Raw genomic sequence first — 16,848 nt, forward strand, 5'->3', positions numbered from 1 at the left:
GGTCGGCCGCACGGCTCACGGCCCCCGTCCCCTCCCGGCCGACGGCAACCCGGTGCGGCGGCCCCGGCCGGCACCAGCCCCTGCCGACACCGGTCCCGGGCGCCGGCCCCGCCCGCCACTCCCGACCGGCAGCCCCGGCCGACCGCAGCCCGGCCCACGGACCCGGCCGGCACCGGCCCGGACGCCCGTCACGGCGGCACCGTGGAGCGGCAGTCCCGGGCGGCAGCGCGGGGCCGGGGAGCTGCCGGAGGGACTGCCCGCCGGGGGCGGGGGCGGTGCCTAGCGTGGGGGCACGGACTGCGGTCCGCACCCACCCCCTCGCCTGGAGGCCCCGCGATGCCCTCGACCGCCCCCACCGCCCGCGCCGTCCTGGACGGCGGCCCGGCGATCACCCCGGCTCCCGGTGTGCTCGACCGGCTCGACGCCCGGGTGGCCGCCGGCCCCGGGCGGCTCGCGCTGGTGCACGGCACGCGCCGGATGACGTACGGGCAGCTGGCCCTGGCGGTGGCACTGCGGGCCGACGCGCTGGCCGCCGAAGGGGCCGGTCCCGGCCGGCTGGTGGCCGTGCACCGCCCGCGCGGCATCGACGCCGTCGTCGGGCTGCTCGCGGCGCTGCGGACCGGTGCGGCCTACCTGCCGCTCGACCCGGCCGCGCCCGCCGCCCGCAACACGGCGATCCTCGCCGACTGCACCGGACGGGACGACATCGCCCTGGGCGCCGGGGAGTTCCCCCTTCCGGGCCCCGGGGTCACCCCCGGATCCGCCTACGTGATCTACACCTCCGGCTCCACCGGCACCCCCAACGGCGTCGTCGTCGGCCACCGCGCCCTGGCCCACTTCACGGCCGGGGCCACCGCCCGCTACGGGATCACCGCCGAGGACCGGGTGCTGCAGTTCGCGCCGCTGCACTTCGACGCGAGCGTGGAGGAGGTCTTCCTGACCCTCGGCGCGGGCGCCGCCCTGGTCCTGCGGGACGAGGAGATGCTCGACGTCCCCGGGCTGCTGGCGGGCTGCGCCGCGCACGGGGTGACGGTGCTCGACGTGCCGACGGCGTACTGGCACGAGCTGACGCACGCCCTCTCCTCCGGCGTCGACCGGCTGCCGCCCGCCCTGCGGACCGTGGTCATCGGCGGCGAGGCGGCCCTGCCCGAGCGGGTCGCGCAGTGGTGCGCGGCCGTGGACCCGGACCGGGTGCGGCTGCTGAACACCTACGGCCCGACCGAGGCCACCGTCGTGGCCACCGTCGCCGACCTCTCCCGGCACCGCGGCGGGCCGGTGCCGATCGGCACCCCCCTCCCCGGGGTGCGGGCCGCCGTCGTCGACGGCGAACTGTGGCTGCTGGGCGGCGCCCTCGCAGAGGGCTACCTCGGCCGGCCGGAGCTGACCGGGACCCGGTTCACCACGCTGGACGGGGAGCGCGCGTACCGGACCGGCGACCTGGTCCACGTACGGCCCGACGGCCAACTGGGCTTCCGGGGGCGGGCCGACGACGAGGTGAAGATCAACGGCCACCGGGTGGACCCGGCCTCCGTGGAGTCGGTGCTGACCGCGCACCCGGGGGTCCGGGAGGCGGCCGTGGTGGCGCCGCGGAGCGCGGACGGGGTCCTGCGGCTGGCCGCCTTCGTCGTCGCCGACGAGGGGGTGGGCGCCGCGGAGCTGCGGGAGCGGGTACGGGCGGCGCTCCCGGCGGCGGCCGTACCCGGCACCGTGACCCTCCTGCCCGCGCTGCCCCGGACGCCCTCCGGGAAGATCGACCGCAAGGCGCTGCGGTCCCCGGCCCCGGCCGCGGACCCCGAGCCGGACCCCGACCCGTACGCGGTCTTCGCCGGGGAGGTGCTGCCCGCCGAGGACCGGGTGCCGCTGTCCTTCGCCCAGCGGCGCCTGTGGTTCCTGGCCGGCCTGGAAGGCCCCTCCGCCACCTACAACCTGCCTCTCGTGCTGCGCCTGGACGCCGTCCCCGACCGGGCGGCGCTCCGGGCGGCCCTCGCCGACGTCGTGGAGCGGCACGAGGTGCTGCGCACCGTGTACCCGGCGGTGGACTCCGAGCCCTACCAGCACGTGCTCCCGGCCCCCGAGGTACCGCTCGCGGTGCGCGCCTGCGCGCCCGGGGAGGTCGCGGAGCTGGTGGCCGGCTTCACCGGCGCCGCCTTCGACCTAGCCGCCCACCTTCCGCTGCGGGCCGCCCTGTTCGTGCCCGGCGACGGCTCCGCCACCCTCGCGCTGCTGACCCACCACATCGCCACCGACGGCTGGTCCGTGGGCCCCCTGCTGCGCGACCTCGGCGCGGCCTACGCCGCCCGGCTGGCCGGGGGGCCGCCCGGCTGGGAGCCGCTGCCCGTGCAGTACGCCGACTACACCCTGTGGCAGCGCGAACTCCTGGAGGACCCGGCCGCGTTGCTGGCGCACTGGCGCGGTGCCCTCGACGGCGTGCCGACCCTGCTGGACCTGCCCGCCGACCGGCCCCGGCCCGCCGAGCCCGGCGGGGCGGGCGCCACCCTCACCGCCCGCCTCGACGCGGAGGCGCACCGGCGGCTGGCCGCGCTGGCCGAGGAGCGGGGCGCGAGCCTGCTCATGGTGCTCCAGCCCGCGCTGGCGCTGGCGCTGGCCGCCGTCGGCGCCGGGACGGACATCGCGATCGGCACCCCGGTCGCGGGGCGCGGCGACGAGGCCCTGGAGGAGCTGGTCGGCTTCTTCGTCAACACCCTGGTGCTGCGCACCGACGTGTCGGGCGAGGCCTCGTACGCGGAGCTCGTCGACCGGGCGCGGGACGCGGACCTGGCCGCGTACGCCCACCAGGAGCTGCCGTTCGACCTGCTGGTGGAACACCTGCGGCCGCGGCGGGAAGGCGCCGTGAACCCCTTCTTCCAGGTGATGCTGACCGCGCAGGAGCGGGGCGGCGAGGACACCGGGACCGACGGCCCGCTGTCGGGCCGGTTCGTCGAACCGGGCCTGGAGGTGGCCAAGTTCGATCTCAGCGCCTCCTGCGTGGAGCTGCCGGGCGGCGACGGCCTGGAGGTGTGGTGGCAGTACGCGGTGGACCTGTTCGACGCGGGTACGGCGCAGCTGCTGCTGGACCTGTTCCTACGGGCCCTCGCGCGGGCGGCGGCCGACCCCACCGGGCCGGTGACCGGGTGGGGGCTGCTGACCGGCGAGGAGGGCGCGGCGGTGACGGAGCGCCGCGAGCGCCTCGCCGCGGCCCGCGCGGACGAGCTGGCGGCAAGGGCGGCCGAGCGGGCGGCCCGCGCTTCCGGGAGGGCCGCCGGGGTCCGCGGTGCGGCCGCCGGAGTCGGCGGTGCGGCGGCCGGGGTCGGCGCCGCCTCCGTCGAGCAGGTGCTGTGCGCGCTGTTCGGGGAGGTGATCGGCCTCGACGGGCCGGTGGCCCCGGACGCCAACTTCTTCTCCGAGGGCGGGCATTCCATGATGGGGGTGCGCCTGGTGAACCGGATCCGGGCCGCGCTCGGGCTGGAGGCCCGGATCCGGGACCTGTTCCTCGCGCCGACCCCCGCCGAGCTGGCGCTGCGGCTGAGCCGGGAGGCCGCGCCGGCCGGGAGGCCCGCGCTGGCCCCGGCGGCGGACCGGCCGGAGCGGGTCCCGCTGTCGTACGCGCAGCGCCGGCTGTGGTTCGTGGACCAGCTCCAGGGGCCGGGCCGGTCGTACAACATCCCCTTCGCGCTGCGCCTGGAACGGCCCCTGGACCCGGCGGCGCTGGCGGACGCGCTGGCCGATGTCGCCGAGCGGCACGAGGTGCTGCGCACCGTGTACCCGGCGGTCGACGGTCAGCCGTACCAGCGGGTGTGCGAGGGGGCGAGGCCCCCGCTGGAACTGGTCACCGCGCCGGAGGGGGGTCTGGAGGCGGCGGTGGACGCGGCCGCCGGGCACGTGTTCGCGCTGGCGACCGACCTTCCGCTGCGGGCCACGCTGATCGGCTGCGGGGAGGAGCAGGTCCTGGTGGTGGTGGTCCACCACATCGCCGCCGACGGCTGGTCCGCGGGGCCGCTGTTCGACGACCTGGCCGAGGCCTACGCGGCCCGGCGCGGCGGGTCGGCGCCCGGCTGGGAGCCGCTGCCGGTGCAGTACACGGACTACACCCTGTGGGAGCGGGCCGCCCTGGAGGGCGGGGCCGCGGCCGAACACCTGGCCTTCTGGGAGCGGACCCTGGCGGACGCCCCGCCGGTCCTTGAGCTGGCCGCCGCCCGGACCAGGCCGGCCGAGGCCTCGCACCGGGGCTCGGCGACGCCCCTGGGCGTGGACGCCGCCACGCACGCCCGGCTGGAGCGCCTGGCCCTGGAGCACGGGACCACCCTGTTCACGGTGGTGCAGGCGGCCCTGGCAGCGACCCTGACCCGGCACGGCGCGGGCACCGACCTGCCGCTGGGCACGGTGGTCGCGGGCCGCGACGACGAGGCCCTGAACGACCTGGTCGGCTTCTTCGTCAACACGCTCGTGCTGCGCTGCGACACCTCCGGGAACCCGCGCTTCTCCGAGCTGGTCGGCCGGGTCCGGGAGACGGGTCTGGCCGCCTACGCCCACCAGGAACTCCCCTTCGACCTGGTCGTCGAGCACCTCAACCCGCAGCGTTCCACGGCCCGTCACCCGCTGGTGCAGGTGATCGTGCAGGTGCAGCCGGCGGAGCCGCGGACCCCGGCGGGCGGCGCGCTGGCCGGGACCCCGCTGGGGGCGGACTCCGGGTTCACCAAGTTCGACCTGACCCTGTCGCTGCGCGAGACCCGGGACGCCGACGGGGCCCCGGGCGGGCTGGAGGGCGTACTGGAGTACGCGACCGACCTGTACGACCCGGGCACGGCGGCGGTGTTCGCCGGGCACGTGGCGCGCACCCTGCGCGAGGTGGCCGCGGATCCGGAGCAGCGGATCGGGGACGTGGGGCTGCTGTCGCACGAGGAGGGACTGCGGCTGGCCGCCTACAACGACACCGCCGTCCCGGGCGCCGCGTGCGGCCTGGCGCACGAACGGTTCGCGGAGCAGGCCCGGCGCACGCCGGGGAGGACCGCCGTCTCCTACGGGGACGAGACCCTGACGTACGCCGAGCTGGACGCGCGGGCCAACGCGCTGGCGCACCGGCTGGTCGAGGCGGGCGTGGGCCGGGACGCGGCGGTGGGACTGCTGCTGGAGCGCACCCCGTACCTGCTGGTGGCGGCGCTGGCGGTGCTCAAGTGCGGGGCGGCGTACGTACCGCTGGATCCGCGGCTGCCCGACGCCCGCGTGGACATGATCATGGAGGACGTGGGCGCGCGGGTGCTGCTGGTCAGGGAGGAGCACGCGGAGCTTCCCCAGGTCGCCCGCCAACTCGCCTCCGGAGTGCGGGTGTTGTCGGTGGACACCCCGGTGGCGGGCTATCCGGCAACGGATCCGGGGATCGCGGTGGGCGAGAACGCCCTGATGTACGTGATGTTCACCTCCGGGTCCACGGGCCGCCCCAAGGGCGTCGGCGTCACCCACCGCAACGTGGTGGAGCTGGTCACCGACCGCTGCTGGGACCTGGCCCACCACCGCAGGATGCTGGTCCATTCGGCGATCGGCTTCGACGCCTCCACCTACGAGCTGTGGGTCCCGCTGCTGAACGGGGGCCGGCTGGTGATCGCCCCGGGCGACGGCACCGACGTCGCCGAACTGGACCACACGATCCGCACGCACCAGGTCTCGGCGGCCTACTTCACCATGGGGCTCTTCCACGTCATGGCGGACGAGGGCCTGGACACCCTCAAGCTCCTCGACGAGGTGTGGACCGGCGGGGACGTCGCGTCCCCGAGCGCGCTCCAGCGGGTCCTGGAGCACTGCCCGGAGACCGTGCTCGTCCACTCGTACGGCCCCACCGAGACCACCTTCGCCTCTCACCACCAGCGCTTCCCGCTCAACGAGCGGGAGGTGCGCGGGGTGTACCTGGGCGCGGCCCTGGACAACATCCGGGTGCACGTCCTGGACGAACGGCTGCGGCCCGTCCCGGTGGGCGTCCCCGGCGAGATGTACATCGCCGGCACGCAGGTGGCACGCGGCTACGTCGGCCGGCCCGGCCTGACGGCCGAGCGGTTCGTCGCGGACCCCTTCGCCGCGGACGGCGGCCGGATGTACCGCACGGGCGACCTGGTGCACTGGACGGCCGGGGGCGAGCTGCGGTTCATCGGGCGGGCCGACGGCCAGATCAAGCTGCGCGGCTTCCGCATCGAGCCCGGTGAGATCGAGGAGACCCTGGCCCGCCATCCCGGGGTCGGGCAGGTCGCCGTGGTGGTGTTCGAGGACGGACCGGGCGGCAAGCGCCTGGTCGCCTACGCCGTCCCGCGCGCCGGGCACACCCTGACGGACGCCGGGCTGCTGCGCTGGGCGGCGGACGAACTGCCCGAGCACATGGTCCCGTCGGCGGCGGTGCTCCTGGACGCCATCCCGCTCACGGTCAACGGCAAGCCCGACCGCAAGGCCCTGCCGGCGCCCGCCGCCGCACCGCGCGGCACCGGGCGTGCGGCGCGCACCCCGCGCGAGGAGGTGCTGTGCGGGCTGTTCGCCGAGATCCTGGGGGTGGAGCGGGTCGGCATCGACGACAACTTCTTCGCGCTGGGCGGGCATTCGCTGCTCGGGGTGCGGCTGGTGAGCCGGATGCGGACGGTCCTCGGGCTGGAGCGCGGCGTGCGCGACCTGTTCCGCACGCCGACGGTGGCCGGGCTGCTGGGCGACGAACCGAGCGGCTTCGACCCGATGGGGGTGGTGCTGCCGCTCCAGCCGGGGGGTTCGCGGCCACCGCTGTTCTGCATCCACCCGGGGACGGGCGTCGGCTGGCCGTACGCGGGCCTGGCCCGGCACCTGGGGCCGGACCAGCCGCTGTACGCGATCCAGGCGCGGGCCCTGAGCGAGCTGGGCCACTCCCCCGCGTCCGTGGAGGAGATGGTGGAGGACTACCTCCCGCTGATCCGGGAGGTCCAGCCGCACGGCCCGTACCGCTTCCTGGGCTGGTCGTTCGGCGGTACGGTCGCCCACGCGCTCGCCGTCCGCCTCGCCGCTCTGGGCGAACGCACCGACCTCCTCGCGATGATGGACGTGCACCTGCTGCCGACCGAGCCCGAGCGGCGGCGGATGACCCCGGCGCAGAAGCGGGACATGCTCGTCGGCGACGCCACCGACGAACCCGAGGACGCCCCGTTCGACGTGGACGCGCTGATCGGTCTGGTCCGGCTGAAGGACCCGGTCCTCGGCGCCTTCTCCGACGCGGAGATCCGCTCGGTCATCGGCGCCTCCATCGACCACGCCGAAATCATGAACCTGTACGCCCCGCGCCCGGTCGCCACCGATCTCCTCTTCCTGGCGGCCATCGAGGACGGGGAAACGGAAAACAACCTCGCCCAGAACTGGATTCCCTACGTGGACGGCAGCGTGGAAAATCACGTCATCGGCGTCCCGCACACCAGAATGGGCGAACCGGAACCTCTCGCACTGATCGGCCGTATCCTTTCCGAGAAATTGAGGAGCCTGTCATGACCAATCCTTTCGACGACACCGAGGGCACCTTCCGCGTCGTGGTCAACGCCGAGGGCCAGCACGCCCTGTGGCCCGTGTTCGCCGAGGTCCCGGGCGGCTGGGAGGTGGTGTGGGGCGAGGGGACGCGGGCGGACGCCCTCGCGTACGTCGAGGCGAACTGGACGGACATCCGCCCCAGGACCCTGATCGCCCGGTACGCCGGCTGACACCCGGCGCCCCTTGCAGGAAAGCCGTGTCCCGCACCGTGGGACACGGCTTTACGCATTCCCCGCCGAAACCGCCCGACAATTCCCCGCCGAGCCGCCCGGCAATTCCCCGATACTGCCGCAGCAACTTCCCCTCGACGGATCCCCCGCTTCCTATATTGCTCGTATGCGACGACGTAATATGCACATCCTGCTGAGCGGTACGGCATCGGATTCCCACACCTGGAACCTCGTCTACCTCCAGCTCTTCCTGGAGGAGCTGGGACACCGGGTCCACAACCTGGGCCCCTGCGTCCCGGACGGCCTGCTGGCCGGCGCCTGCGCCGCCGACGGGCCCGGCCGGCCCGACCTGGTGGTCGTCAGCAGCGTGAACGGACACGGCTACCGGGACGGGCTCGGCGCCGTCCTGGCGCTGCGCCGGGCGGGTGTGACCCTGCCCGTCGTCATCGGCGGGAAGCTGGGAGTCGCCGGGGTCCCGGACCCCCGCCTGCGCCGGCGGCTCCTCGACGCGGGCTGCGACGCCGTCTTCGACGACGGGGACACCGGCGCCCTGCGGGACTTCCTCGACCTCCTCGCGGGCGGCGGCCGGGCCGCCCGGCAGGCCGTGGCATGAGCGGCGGCGCCACCCTCCTGGCCCCCTCGGCGGCCCGGGAACCGGCCGCGCCCGACGCCTCCTTCGGCGGATTCGTCGCCCGCGCGGCCGCCTCCGGACAGCTCGTCGTCCAGCCCCGCATGGGCTTCGGCGACCCGCGCCGGATGCGGGACGGCCTGGAGCGCACCAAGGACGCCGTCGCCACCACCGTCGGCACCCTCACCATCGACAGCTACACCCGGGTCGGCGATCAGGACGCCGCCCGCGCCGCACTCGCCGAGGGCACCCCGCTCAACGGCTACCCCATCACCACCCACTCCAGCGGCCTCACGCGGGCCCTGCTGGAGGGCGTACGCGGCCCGGCGTTCCCCGTCCAGGTCCGGCACGGCTCCTCACGTCCCGAAGCCATCGTCCGGGCCCTGGCCGCCGCCGGACTGGACGCCACCGAGGGCGGCCCGGTCTCCTACTGCCTGCCCTACGGGCGCACCCCCCTCGCCGAGTCCGTGGAGAACTGGGCCCGCTCCTGCGAACTGCTGGCCGAGCTGGTCCCCGCCCCGCGGGTGCCGCACCTGGAGAGCTTCGGCGGCTGCATGCTCGGCCAGCTCTGCCCTCCCGGACTGCTGGTGGCCCTGAGCCTGCTGGAAGGGCTGTTCTTCGTCCGGCACGGCATCCGCAGCGTCTCCCTCAGCTACGCCCAGCAGACCGACCCCGCGCAGGACGAGGAGGCGGTCCGCGCCCTGCGCCGCCTCGCCGCCGAGTTCCTGCCGGCGGGCGTGGACCGGCACGTCGTCCTCTACACCTACATGGGCGTCTTCCCGCGGACCGCGCGCGGCGCGACCCGGCTGCTGGAGGCCTCGGCCCGGCTCGCCGTACGGTCCGGGGCGCAGCGGCTGATCGTGAAGACCGCCGCCGAGGCGCACCGGATACCGACCGTGCAGGAGAACGTACGGGCCCTGGAGACGGCCGCGGCCGCCGCGGCCCTGTGCGAGCACCCCGCCGGTCCGCCCGGCCCGGCCGACGGCGAGGTGTACCGGGAGGCCCGTGCCTTCGTGGAGGCCGTGCTGGACCTGGCCGAGGACCCGGGGCGGGCGCTGCGCACCGCGTTCGCGCGGGGCGTGCTCGACGTCCCGTACTGCCTGCACCCCGACAACGCGGGCCGCTCGCGCAGCTTCGTCGACGCGGACGGGCGGCTGCGCTGGTCCGAGGTCGGGGCGATGCCGGCGGCCCCGTACCGGGGCGCGCCGCCGGGCCGGGCCCTGACCGCGGACGGACTGCTGGTGGCGCTGGGCTCGGTGGCCCGGCGCCACGACGGACCCCGGGCCCGCGCGTGAACACGGCACGGCACGGCCCCACCCCCACCGCCACCCCCACCACCCCCTTCGGACGATCAGGAGTCGCCATGGACCCGCACACCCCTCCCCCGCTCGGTGAGCACCTGCGGTCGCCGCGGCTGCGCTCCGCGATGCTCGTGCAGCAGGAAGTCCTCGACGCGGCACGCCGGTTCCTGCGCGGCGCGGGATTCGTTGAGCTGCTGCCGCCGCTGGTGGGACCGGTCACCGACCCCGGCGGGCGCGGCGCGAAGGCACTCGACGTGGACTACTACGGGCAGCCGTACAAGCTGATGACGAGCGCCATCCTCTACAAGCAGGCCTCGCTGAGGGGCTTCCCCAGACTCTTCTACATCGCGCCGAACGTCCGGGTGGAACCGCCGGAGACGGCGGGGACGGGCCGGCACCTGGTGGAGTTCCACCAGATCGACGTGGAGATGGCGGGCGGCACCCGGCAGGACGCGCAGGAGGTCGCGGCCGGACTGCTGACCCACGTGGTGGAGCACGTGTGGACGGCGGTGCCCCACCTGCTGCGCGAACTGGGCCGTGAGGAACTGGACTTCGCGGAGCTGCGGCAGGGCAAGTTCGACGCGCTGACCCACGCGGAGGCCGTGGCCCGGCTGGCCGGGCACGGCCATCCGCAGAGCCCCGACGCGGAGATCGACTGGGCGGGCGAGAAGGTGCTCTCCCTGGAGGCGGACCGGCCGTTCTTCGTCAACGACTACCCGAAGGGATCGCGCGGCTTCTACGACCGCGAGGACCCCGGGAACCCGGGCGTGCTGCGCAACTTCGACCTGATCGCGCACGGCGGGTACGGAGAGCTGGTCAGCGGCAGCGAGCGCGAGAGCCGGTACGCGGCGATCGTGACCCGGATGCGGGAGAGCGGCGAGAACCCGGCCAAGTACGCCTGGTACCTGGAGCTGGCCCGGGAGGGCATCGAACCCAGCGCCGGCTTCGGCATGGGCCTGCAGCGCCTCGTCCGGTTCCTGACCGGCCTGGACGCGCTGTGGCAGGTCAGCGCCTACCCGAAGCTGCCGGGGGTGATCGCGCCGTGAGCGGGCTGCGGGCGGACGGGTTCCCGCAGGAGGCGGTACGGGCCCGGGCGCGGGCGGGAACGGCCGGGGTGTTCCCGCCGGCCGGGGAGTACGGGGCGGCGCTGTTCGGGGCGGCCCCGGCCACCGCGCCGGACACCGCGGACGCACTGGACGAACTGCGGGTGGTGCCGCCGGTGTTCATGCCGAGGCGGCTGGAGAAGCTCATCGACCTGGGCCGGGAGCCCTCGTACGAGGACGTCGACCTGCGCACGGGGATCGGCGGATTCACCGCGCGGCTCCCGCTGTACCTGTCGGCCTTCGGTTCCACCCGGGCCGGCAGCGGCGACCTCGGCGTGGCCGCCGCCCGGCAGGCGGCACGGCTCGGGATCCCGATGGTGATCGGCGAGAACATGGTCCCCGTGCACGGCTACGGCAGCAGCTCGGCGCTGCTGGAGCGGGTGGCCGCGTACGCCGGGGAACTCCCCGACGGGGTGGGCGGGGTGGTGGTGCAGCAGTCCACCGAGGACGCCGACTCCGAGGTGTGGAACCTCCTCTACAGCGACCCGGGCAGCCGCCCGCTGCGCGACTCGGGCCGCCTCGGCTTCGAGCTGAAGGCGGGCCAGGGCGCGAAGCCGGGCCTCGGCGGGATGACCGTGGTCGGCGCCGCGGAGGCCGACCGCCTCGGCGGCCGGTTCGCGGTACGGGACCTGCTGGGCGACCCCGACGGGCGGCTGCTGCGGTGCGCGACCCCGGGGACCTTCACCGAGGAGATCGTGCGCCAGCAGCTGCGGTTCATGCGGAACAACTTCCCGCTGGCCCGCACCTGGGTGAAGTTCCACCCGGGCCGCGACATCGCCCGCGCGGCCGCCACGGCCTGGGCGGCGGGCGCGGACGCGGTCACCGTCGACGGCGCGGAGGGCGGCACCGGCTGGGCGCCGCGGGTGTTCCTCGAAGCGGCCGGGCTGCCGCTCGGCGAATGCCTGCGCCGCATCGGCAGCCCGGCCGGCGACCTGCTCGCCTCGGGCCGGATATGGGAGGGCGGCCGCGCCGTACGGGCCCTGGCGCTGGGGGCCACGGCCGTGGGCCTGGGCCGGGCCGCGCTGCTCGCCGTCGACGAGGACCCCGCGTCGGGGCTGGTCCGGCTGGTGGAGGCGCTGGCCCTGGAGGTGCGGCTGCTGGTCAGCGCGGTCGGCAAGTACCGCCCGGCCGACCTCTCCCCCGAGGACCTCTGGTCCCCCCGCACACCGGCGCCCGGCCCGGCCCCGCTGCCGGTCCCGGAGCCGTCGTGAACCCCCGCCCGGCGGGGCCCGGCGGGCGTCCCGGGGGCAGCCGTCGGGGCGGGGTCGTAAAGGCGCGGTTCCGGTTCGGGGAGGCGCCGGGGGTCACGCTGGCGCCCTCCCGCTCCCCCCGCCCCGGCCCCGGCGCCCGCGCGACCCGCGCCACCGCCACAGCCACCGCCACCGCCACGGCCACCGCCAGCCGGGCGGCCCGCGCCGCCGCGTGCGCCGCCGCCTCCCGGGCCCTCGCCGAGGCCGGGCTCGGCCACCTCGGAGGCCGCCTGGAACTGCGTACGTACGGGCCGGCGCCCGGAGCCCCGGGGCTCACCCGCGCCGCCCGCCGGGCCGTCGCCGTCGCGCTGACGGCCCGGCCCCGACCCTGACCGTCCACCGCCCCTCGCAGACAAAAGGTGCACCATGGAATCCCCCGTAGAAGGAACCGTCCCCGAGCGCGTGCAGTGGGGCCGGGTCGGCTCCCTGGTCGGCGGCCAGGCCGCCGTCCAGCTCGGCAGCTTCGCCCTGCTCATCGCCATGAACTGGACGGCGGTCCAGCTCGGCGGCACCCGCGCCGTGACCCTGCTGATGCTCGCCGCGACCGTGCCGCGGGCCCTGATGCTGATCTTCGGCGGGGCGGTGGCCGACACCCTCGGCCCGCGCTTCGTCCTGCTGCGCACCACGGCCGCGCGGGTCGCGCTGCTGGCCGTCGGATCCGTACTCACCGCCACCGCAGAGCAGTTGTGGCCGCTGGTGGTGATCGCGCTCGTCGAGGGGGTGCTGCTGGGGCTGGCCGGACCGGCCTCGGGCGTCCTGCTGCCCCTGTTCGCCCGGGGGGAGCAGCTGGCCCGCGCCAACTCCCTCTACGCGATGGTGCTGCGCGTCGCCCCGATCCTCGGCGCCCCCGCCGGGGCCTTCCTGATCACCGTCGGGCAGCTGTGGGTGGCCCTGCTGGCCGGCGCGGTGACCGGGGCGATCTGGTTCGGCTGCCTGCTGCACGTGACCCACGGTTTCGTCCGCCCGGAACCCGAGCCCGGGGTGTCGCTGGTCAAGCGCTCCGGTGACGGGTTCCGGCTGCTGGCCCGCCACCCGCGGCTGCGCTGGATGTTCGTCGCCGCGCTCTGCCTGGACATGGCCTTCAGCTGGCCCGCCGAGGTGGCCCTGCCGCTGCTGGTCTCCGAGCGCGGCTGGGGCGTGAGCGCGGTGGGCGTCGTCCTGGCGGCGTTCAGCGTGGGAGCGCTCGGTTCCAGTGCGGTCGGCGCGGCGCTCGCGCACCGCATCCCGATGTTCGTCCGGCTCGTCGTGACCGGGGCCGGGCTCGCCGCCGGGATCCTGGTGATGGCGCTGATGCCCTCGGTGGTGTCGCTCACCGCCGTGGCGGCCGGGGTCGGCCTGCTGTCCGGGCTCAACGGGCCCGCCATCGTGACCCTGTACCAGCAGTCCGCGCCGGAGGACCGGATGGGCGCCGCGATGTCGACCCTCTCGCTCTCCGGGATCGGTACGGCGCCGGTCTCGATCGCCGTCTTCAGCTCCCTGTCGCTGGTCCTCGGGGTGCAGACGACCTGGCTGGTGTGCGGGGCGATCGCCTTCGTCTCCCCGGTCGCCGCGGTACTGGCCCTGCGCCACCCGGCGCGGACCGAGGAGCCGGCCGTGACGGAGCTGCCCGTCGCGGCCGCGGCGTGAACGCGCCGCCGCGGGCGGCGGGGGCGGCCCGGCCGGCCGGCCCGCCCCTGCCGGCCCCGCCGGCCCCGCCACGCCTGCCGAGCCTGCCGAGCCTGCCGCGCCTGCCGCGCGTCCTGACGGACCCCGGTCCGGCGCGGGCGGTCCTGGTGGCCGCGGCTCCGCAGCTGTGGCTGGTGGACACCACCGCCTACCGGGACCACGCGGCCCGGCACGCGCCGGGCACCCTGGACGCCCAGGAGCTGGCGCGGGCGGCCGAGTTCGCGCTGGCGGCCGACCGGGACAGCTACGTCTGCGCGCACGTCGCCCTGCGCCGGCTGCTCGGCGCGTACCTGGGGCTGGCCCCGCGCGAGGTGACCGTGGAGCGGGCGCCGTGCGCGCACTGCGACGAGCCGCACGGGCGTCCCGTACTGCCGGGCGGGGCCCTGCACTTCTCGCTGTCGCACTGCACCGGGATCAGCCTGCTGGCCTTCGCGGACGCCCCGGTGGGGGTGGACGTGGAGGAGCTGGTGCGGCCGGAGGTGATCGCGGAGACCGCGGACGTGCTGCACCCGCGGGAGGCAGCGGAGCTGGCCCTGCTGCCCGCCCCCGCGCGGCCGTTGGCCTTCACCCGGGTGTGGACGCGCAAGGAGGCCTATCTGAAGGGGCTGGGAGTGGGGCTCTCGGAGGACCCGGCGGCCGATTACGTGGGCACCGGCCCGGCCCCGGCCCGGATGCCGGGGTGGTCCCTGGCGGACGTGACGGTCCCGGAGGGGCACTGCGCGGCACTGGCCCTCCGACTCCCGCCCGATGCCTAGCGGTCAACTGTCACATGTGAAATATTACCTGCGCTTCGAGCTACGGACCGAACTCCCCGAAAGGTCACCTCCGTTGCGCAGACTTGTCGCGACGGGAGCGGCGATATCCCTCGCCGCCCTCGCCCTCCTCTCCTCCCCCGCGGCGGCCGCCGCCCCACCCGCCACCCCGCCGCCGACGGCCGCGGGCGACCCGCGGGACCGGGAAGCGGTCGCTCCGCCGCCCGCCCCCCTCGAACTCCAGCGCCAGGCCCTGCGCCGGCAGGCCCTGGAGGACGTCGCTGCGGGCGGCGCCCCGTCCGGGCTGCGCGCCGAGGCCGACGGCACCCTCCCCCGTACGGCCAAGGTCGGCAAGCAGTACGTGGAACTCGCCCAGGAACGCAAGGACAAGGTCTTCGTCATCCTGGCCGAGTTCGGCGACCAGACGGACCCCCGCTTCGGCGGCACCCCCGGGCCCCTGCACAACACCATCGGCAAGCCCGCCGAGGACGACAACCACACCCTGTGGCGCAAGGACTTCGACCGGGCCTCCTACCAGCGGCAGTTCTTCTCCACCGACCCCGGCTCGGCCAGCATGCGGGCCTACTACCGGACCCAGTCCTCCGGCCGGTACGACATGGACGGCACCGTCACCGACTGGGTCAAGCTCCCCTACAACGAGGCCCGTTACGGCACGGACAACTGCACCGAGTCCGGCCAGTGCCGCACCAACTGGGACATGATCCGCGACGCCACGGCCGCCTGGTACGACGCCGAACGCGCCAAGGGCCGTACGCCCGAGCAGATCAAGGCGCAGCTCGCCGAGTACGACGTGTGGGACCGCTACGACGCCGACCACGACGGCAACTTCGACGAGCCGGACGGCTACCTCGACCACCTGGTCGTGGTGCACGCGGGCAAGGACCAGACCTGGGGCGGCGGCGCCCAGGGCAAGGACGCCGTCTGGGCGCACCGCTGGTTCGCGTACTGGAACCAGGCCGGCACCGCGGGCCCCGAGGGCAACAAGGCGGGCGGCACCCCGGTCGGGGACACCGGGATCTGGGCCGGGGACTACCTGACCGGCGGCGAGAACAGCGGCGCCGGCCTGTTCTCGCACGAGTTCGGCCACGATCTGGGGCTGCCGGACCTCTACAGCTCGGACGGGGACAACTCCGTCAACTTCTGGTCGCTGATGTCCTCGGCGTCCTACCTCGGCAAGGGCCGCAACACCACGGGCGAGTTCCCCGGTGACCTCGACCCCTGGAGCAAGCTCCAGTTGGGCTGGCTGGAGTACACGGAGGCCGACGCGGGGCGCCGCACCCGGGCGGTGCTGGGCGTCTCCGGCTACAACACCGCCGATCCGCAGGCCCTGCTGGTCCACCTCCCGCCGTCGGTGACCCGTACGGAGCTGGCCGATCCCTACGAGGGCGCCAGTCAGTGGTGGAGCGGCACCGGCGACTTCATGGACAACACCCTGACCCGGACCGTCGACCTCCCCGCCGGGCGGTCCGTCTTCTCCTCCCGGGTCTGGTACGACACCGAGCAGGACTTCGACTTCGTGACGCTGGAGGCCTCCACGGACGGGGGCCGGACCTTCACCGCCCTGCCCGGCACCGTGAACGGCGCCCCCGTCCCGGCCAAGGGCCTCTCCGGCACCTCGGCCGGCTGGGCCGAACTCACCGTACCGCTGGACCGGTTCGCGGGCACCTCCGTGCAGCTGCGCCTGCGCGTCACCTCGGACGGCAACACGCACGGCCGCGGCGCGGCCTTCGACGACCTCCGGATCACCGCCGACGACGGCAGGGAGCTGCTGCGCGACGGCGCGGAGCAGGGCGCGAACGGCTGGACGGCCCTCAAGTGGTCGCGCACGGAGGGCCGTACGGGCAGCGAGCAGCACCCGCGCGCCTACTTCGTCGAGAACCGGCGGTACACGGGCTACGGCAGTCTGCTGAAGACGGGTCCGTACAACTTCGGCTTCACCGGGGACAAGGTGGAGTTCTACCCGTACCAGCAGGGCGTCCTGGTCTGGCTCTGGGACACCGCCTACAGCGACAACACCACCAAGGCGCACCCGGGCGCGGGGCTCCTCCTCCCGGTGGACTCCCGGCCGGACCCGCTGAGGTTCGCTGACGGCTCCCTCCTCAACGCCCGCGCGCAGACCTTCGACGCGCCGTTCTCCACCCGCCCGACGGACCGCGTGACCCTCCACCGGGCGGGCGTCCCCCTGGTGATCCCCTCCCGCCCGGGCGTCCCGGCCTTCGACGACCGCCACGGCTCGTACTGGAACCCGGAACTCCCCCAGCTCGGCGTCAAGGTCCCCGACACCGGCACCCACCTCCAGATCCTGAAGGAGTCCGCCACGCAGGCGACCGTCCAGCTGACCCCGTCGGCCTGACCCGCCCCGCTCCACCCGCCCGGCCCGTCCCGACGCCTTCCCCGGCGGGACGGGCCGGGCGTCTCAGCGGTCCCGGCGCCGCATCCG

Annotated in this window: 10 protein-coding genes; all 10 read left to right on the forward strand. The window is 75.5% G+C overall.

Annotation, left to right across the window (positions count from 1 at the left end; translation table 11 throughout):
- The first annotated feature begins 336 nt into the window (after positions 1-336).
- Positions 337-7,482, forward strand: coding sequence for an amino acid adenylation domain-containing protein (locus OG295_RS06645; RefSeq protein ID WP_371676020.1), 7,146 nt, complete (start codon positions 337-339; stop codon positions 7,480-7,482).
- The gene (locus tag OG295_RS06650) at positions 7,479-7,688 is read left to right on the forward strand and encodes an MbtH family protein (RefSeq protein WP_371676021.1); all 210 of its coding nucleotides are present in this window, start codon (positions 7,479-7,481) and stop codon (positions 7,686-7,688) included. The genes OG295_RS06645 and OG295_RS06650 overlap by 4 nt, the downstream gene beginning before the upstream one ends.
- Positions 7,689-7,854: 166 nt before the next feature.
- On the forward strand, positions 7,855-8,301 hold the full coding sequence (locus tag OG295_RS06655) for a cobalamin B12-binding domain-containing protein (protein WP_371676022.1): 447 nt from the start codon (positions 7,855-7,857) through the stop codon (positions 8,299-8,301).
- Positions 8,298-9,611, forward strand: coding sequence for a methylaspartate mutase (locus OG295_RS06660; protein WP_371676023.1), 1,314 nt, complete (start codon positions 8,298-8,300; stop codon positions 9,609-9,611). Before OG295_RS06655 ends, OG295_RS06660 begins: the two co-directional genes overlap by 4 nt.
- Before the next feature lie 68 nt (positions 9,612-9,679).
- Positions 9,680-10,663, forward strand: a complete 984-nt coding sequence (locus OG295_RS06665) for an asparagine synthetase A (protein ID WP_371676024.1) — start codon at positions 9,680-9,682, stop codon at positions 10,661-10,663.
- Positions 10,660-11,931, forward strand: a complete 1,272-nt coding sequence (locus OG295_RS06670) for a glutamate synthase-related protein (protein WP_371676025.1) — start codon at positions 10,660-10,662, stop codon at positions 11,929-11,931. The genes OG295_RS06665 and OG295_RS06670 overlap by 4 nt, the downstream gene beginning before the upstream one ends.
- Complete coding sequence (locus OG295_RS06675) at positions 11,928-12,302, forward strand: hypothetical protein (protein WP_371676026.1); 375 nt, start codon at positions 11,928-11,930, stop codon at positions 12,300-12,302. Before OG295_RS06670 ends, OG295_RS06675 begins: the two co-directional genes overlap by 4 nt.
- Before the next feature lie 34 nt (positions 12,303-12,336).
- Complete coding sequence (locus tag OG295_RS06680; RefSeq protein WP_371676027.1) at positions 12,337-13,596, forward strand: MFS transporter; 1,260 nt, start codon at positions 12,337-12,339, stop codon at positions 13,594-13,596.
- Positions 13,593-14,390 carry a 4'-phosphopantetheinyl transferase superfamily protein gene (locus OG295_RS06685; RefSeq protein ID WP_371676028.1) on the forward strand — a complete coding sequence of 266 codons (798 nt, stop codon included), beginning with the start codon at positions 13,593-13,595 and terminating at the stop codon, positions 14,388-14,390. The genes OG295_RS06680 and OG295_RS06685 overlap by 4 nt, the downstream gene beginning before the upstream one ends.
- A 73-nt stretch (positions 14,391-14,463) precedes the next feature.
- Positions 14,464-16,761 carry an immune inhibitor A domain-containing protein gene (locus OG295_RS06690; RefSeq protein WP_371676029.1) on the forward strand — a complete coding sequence of 766 codons (2,298 nt, stop codon included), beginning with the start codon at positions 14,464-14,466 and terminating at the stop codon, positions 16,759-16,761.
- The last annotated feature ends 87 nt before the right edge of the window (positions 16,762-16,848 follow it).

The organism is Streptomyces sp. NBC_01276 (assembly GCF_041435355.1).
In the GTDB taxonomy this organism is placed as follows: Bacteria; Actinomycetota; Actinomycetes; order Streptomycetales; family Streptomycetaceae; genus Streptomyces.

Coding starts and splice junctions, on each gene's coding strand:
- OG295_RS06660 (WP_371676023.1), top strand. CDS start 8,298: ATGAGCGGCGGCGCCACCCTCCTGGCCCCCTCGGCGGCCCGGGAACCG.
- OG295_RS06650 (WP_371676021.1), top strand. CDS start 7,479: ATGACCAATCCTTTCGACGACACCGAGGGCACCTTCCGCGTCGTGGTC.
- OG295_RS06680 (WP_371676027.1), top strand. CDS start 12,337: ATGGAATCCCCCGTAGAAGGAACCGTCCCCGAGCGCGTGCAGTGGGGC.
- OG295_RS06655 (WP_371676022.1), top strand. CDS start 7,855: ATGCGACGACGTAATATGCACATCCTGCTGAGCGGTACGGCATCGGAT.
- OG295_RS06665 (WP_371676024.1), top strand. CDS start 9,680: ATGGACCCGCACACCCCTCCCCCGCTCGGTGAGCACCTGCGGTCGCCG.
- OG295_RS06645 (WP_371676020.1), top strand. CDS start 337: ATGCCCTCGACCGCCCCCACCGCCCGCGCCGTCCTGGACGGCGGCCCG.